At 40.6% G+C, this 3,637-nt stretch carries 4 protein-coding genes and 2 pseudogenes; 3 read left to right on the top strand and 3 right to left on the bottom strand.

The annotated features are described in order from the left end of the window. Positions 1-263: 263 nt before the first annotated feature. Both K737_RS11565 and K737_RS08595 read left to right on the top strand, forming a co-directional pair. A complete protein-coding gene (locus tag K737_RS11565; RefSeq protein ID WP_268743844.1) occupies positions 264-386 on the top strand; it encodes a hypothetical protein in 123 nt (40 codons plus the stop codon). A gap of 15 nt (positions 387-401) precedes the next feature. Further along, on the top strand, positions 402-686 hold the full coding sequence (locus tag K737_RS08595; protein ID WP_006302667.1) for a transposase: 285 nt from the start codon (positions 402-404) through the stop codon (positions 684-686). Here the strand turns inward: K737_RS08595 and K737_RS10165 are convergent. After that, positions 668-829: a hypothetical protein gene (locus K737_RS10165; RefSeq protein ID WP_161630400.1), complete on the bottom strand. Its 162-nt coding sequence runs from the start codon at positions 827-829 to the stop codon at positions 668-670. The two genes, K737_RS08595 and K737_RS10165, sit on opposite strands and share 19 nt — an antisense overlap. 129 nt (positions 830-958) lie before the next feature. Between K737_RS10165 and K737_RS08600 the strand changes: the two genes are divergently transcribed. Continuing rightward, positions 959-1,321: an IS1 family transposase gene (locus K737_RS08600; protein WP_235075739.1), complete on the top strand. Its 363-nt coding sequence runs from the start codon at positions 959-961 to the stop codon at positions 1,319-1,321. A gap of 10 nt (positions 1,322-1,331) precedes the next feature. On the opposite strand, the pseudogene xseA reads toward K737_RS08600, so the two are convergent. After that, positions 1,332-2,635: pseudogene (xseA, locus tag K737_RS12175) on the bottom strand (exodeoxyribonuclease VII large subunit). Between the two features lie 252 nt (positions 2,636-2,887). Next, positions 2,888-3,562 (bottom strand): annotated as a pseudogene (locus K737_RS09070) (IS5/IS1182 family transposase). Positions 3,563-3,637: the final 75 nt, after the last annotated feature.

Below are 3,637 nucleotides of genomic sequence, written 5' to 3' on the forward strand. Positions count from 1 at the left end.
TTTCTGAAAGAAGATCGTGTTGCCTTAAGAGCCGACGCGTAGAAGATAGGATTAAGGCAGTTTTTTTATCCGACAAAGGGTGAAGCTATCGTCAAACTGCTAAGGCTCTTCTGATTGACGATCGTAGAGAAGTATAAGGAAGATCAAAAGTTAATGGTGTAAAGCAAGGGCTCTGTAAGCAAGCTGAATATTTCACAAACAGCGGAACTTATCGCGCATTTGGAAAGCCACCACGTATATGAAAGTAAGCGATATCTGCGCTTATGTTCTTGAACCCTATGACTGCGATTCAAGGCAAGACGTTGCGCGCCCATAATTTTTCATTTAAAAAGCCAGCAGCACGGCCCGAAAAGGCAGCCAAGCAGGAAGCGTTTATTCAACGGTGATGACAATACTGCCGGATGTTTGGTGATGGCGCGCACCCCACCATGACAACGAAAATCACCTGTCAGGCACCCCATTGCCGACGACTGCCTACACGCATGAACCCTGATGGGAGGCACATGCGCCTTACGGTGGTGTCTCTTAAAAACCTTGAAGACGTTTTTTATCAGCTGAAAGACGCTTATCCAAAGGCACCTAACATTCACCTGATCTTGGATCAAAGACCTTATAACACAAGCAAAAACCTCCAAAAAACAGCAAAAGAAAGGGGGATTGAGGTGCATTATTTGCCCTCCCTATAGCACCAACCTGCCCCCCATCGAAAAATGAATATGTGCGCAATAATCGATTTTTCGTCTCTGTCAAAGAGTTTTGCCAGAATATGCTGCACACCTGAGACAACATCGTCATGGATCTTGTCGAGCGCGTCAATGATAACTTTCAACCCGTTAGTCCAACACTTTCAGTTTGATTTGGTATATTGTCATGGAAGTCGATGAATTTTGGCATTATTAAAAAAAAGCAGCAAAAAATTTGAATTTTTAAAGCCTATGATCGTGCTGGAAAACGGATTATCGATTGGGAATTTGGTGATCTCTCAAGGCAAACACTCAAACGACTTTTTGAACGATTAAAAAAATGGAAAATTTTATTTTATTGTGCAGATCATTGGGCAAGTTTTAATAAAATTATTCCAAGCAACCGCCTCTTTCAGGAAAAAGATAAAACGTTTTCCATTGAACAAAATAACGGTCAACACCGCCATTGGTTTGCAAGATTTCATCGAAACCCCTTTGCAAGCACACGATCTCTTGAAATGCTAAAGAGAACAATGCGTATTTTTTCGGCACTTCAAGTTAATAAAACTTTAAAAATCAATCATGCTATCTTTGGTTCAAAGTCTCAAAATTTTTTCACTGCAAGAAAAAAGTATTAAAATACATTCATTAATCTAATCGCCCAGTACGAACTCCATCATGCCATACTAATTTTATGGATTGCCCAGAGTGTGCAAGCAAAGCAGATGTCAGTAAACTTCCTGATTCAGTTTGCGCCAAAGTAAACCCTCTTGCCAGTATTTTTTTGTAAGAAGATGCTTTAAGTCTGTGCGCCATCCAGTGTAATGCCTCTTCTTTTTGTCTGATTTGAGTTTTAATATTATGAACCAGTCTATCTTTCCACACAGAAATTTGAGTATCTGCCCAGCGTGTATCCCCCCATTTTTGGTGGATTTTTGCCTCTATTCTTAAAAATTCCGTACGTTTTTTCTCAAGTCCCCTCTTAATTCCGTAACAAATTTTATCCCAAAGATTATCTAAATCTTGCATCAATGGCTCTTGCGGGTAGCGATCAAACCCATGATAGCGCTGATACAAATTCTTATACTTTATCGTGCACAATTCCAAAAAAGTATCTCCATAATTTTGAATTCTTTGCCCAGCCCCTGCCAAACGCTTTAATAGTTCCTGACGATTAGGTAAAACAAGCTCAATGGCTGCTGTAGGGGTGGGCGCACGTAAATCTGCAGCATAATCTATCAAAGTTGTATCAGTTTCATGACCAATAGCGCTGACAGTGGGAATCAGACTAGAAGCCACCCCCCTTACTAGAATTTCTTCTTGAAACCCCCAGAGATCTTCTATACTCCCCCCCCTCTTGCAATAATCAAAATTTCTGGCCGCTCTTCTTCACAAAGAGCATGAAAAAATCTCAACCCTTGCAAAACATCTTCGGTTACACGCCCCCCTTGCACTTGAATAGGAAAAACAGTGATACGACAAGGCCATCGTGCTTTGCATCGATCTAGCATATCTTGGATAACAGCACCAGTGGGAGATGTCAGAATTCCTAAATGTTGCGGAAACAAGGGTAAAGAACGTTTTTGGGAAAATACACCTTCTAACTGAAGTTTGGCTTTTAAGCGCTCTAACTGTTCTAACAAAACACCTTTCCCTTGTTCTTGTATATGAGATACTAAGAGCTGGTATTTGGAACGCGCACCATATACACTAACTCTCCCCTGGCACAAAACCTGCATCCCGTCTTTTAGTACCATTTTTAAAGATGTGCCTTTCCAACACACACCATCAATAACACTTTTGTCATCCTTTAAAGAAAAATAGTGGTGCCCTGAAACATGTTGCTTATATCCAGAGATTTCTCCTTGTACTATAACTTGCGAAAAATGAGCATCCAAAGCGTGCTTCAACTGGACAGATAATTCAGTTACTGTTAATACCGCAGAGTCCATAAAATTTTTAATAAAACTCCCTACACGCTGTAAATTTATCAAAAATATTTTATAAAAGAAAGCGAATTCGAAAAATTAATACGGTGTAAGATAAATAAAAACAAAGTTTTTCACAAAATATTCATTAAGGAACATTAAGATATTTTTTAGAAGAGCAAAAAAACACTAAGCCCCTACTTTCTTTTTTACTAAGGCCCGTATTCAATTAAGCCAAACGACAAGTAAAGCCAAGTGAATAGCGCCTAGAAAATTCTAAGACGTTTTTTCATAGCACAGGGAAATGGCTTTGTATTGCTTTCATTTTGGCCAAGAAATTCTCCGATCAAAGACGGGATTTAAAAAGATATGTATCATAATTTGAAGGCACTGAACGGGTTTTTTTAGGAGAGATCACGGCCTTCCCCCCCCTTTTTCTTTGAGTTTTCTCTGCCTCCTTTCATCGGCATCATACGCTTTATCGGCAAGTACCGCACCAGCCTTCACGGGGTGATCAGCGCCTTCCAAATTATGGGTCTGACCTTTTGTCAAGTGAAAAGCGATGGGATTACTAGTGATATTGCCTTGGGCGTCACAGATTGCATGAATCTTAGTGCTCAGGATGGCCTGGTTCTCGTTTTTTTTAGTTCCAGCTCTGTGTTAGTAGGCGCCCACAATCGTGGAATCGATCATCGCGTACTCGTTTTGGCGTCTTTTGCCAGCGCCTAAAAGACTCTTTTCTATACGCCCTTTTGGCTCTAACTCGTAAAGCGGATGGATAGCTTTAAAAGCGCCAAACCTCTCCGGCCACGAAATTCCTGCACGGTAACGGTATAAAACAGCCTACACAAACAGGAGGGGGGTATCTTTTGCTGTAACGCGCACACCTCCCGAGGTTCCAGGTAAAAGATCCTTGAGCCGACCCCTCTGCCTCAACGCATACCGTCTCATTGAATACAAAATCCTTCTGAATTTTCTATTAAATTTTCAAAAAATATAAAAAATTAACTTAATTGAGGATGGGGC

It is taken from the genome of Holospora undulata HU1 (assembly GCF_000388175.3).
Classification (GTDB): Bacteria; Pseudomonadota; Alphaproteobacteria; order Holosporales; family Holosporaceae; genus Holospora; species Holospora undulata_A.

What these genes read in the sequence shown, in the direction of transcription:
- K737_RS11565 (WP_268743844.1), top strand. Translation starts at nt 264, where the DNA reads ATGTTCTTGAACCCTATGACTGCGATTCAAGGCAAGACGTTGCGCGCC.
- K737_RS08595 (WP_006302667.1), top strand. Translation starts at nt 402, where the DNA reads ATGTTTGGTGATGGCGCGCACCCCACCATGACAACGAAAATCACCTGT.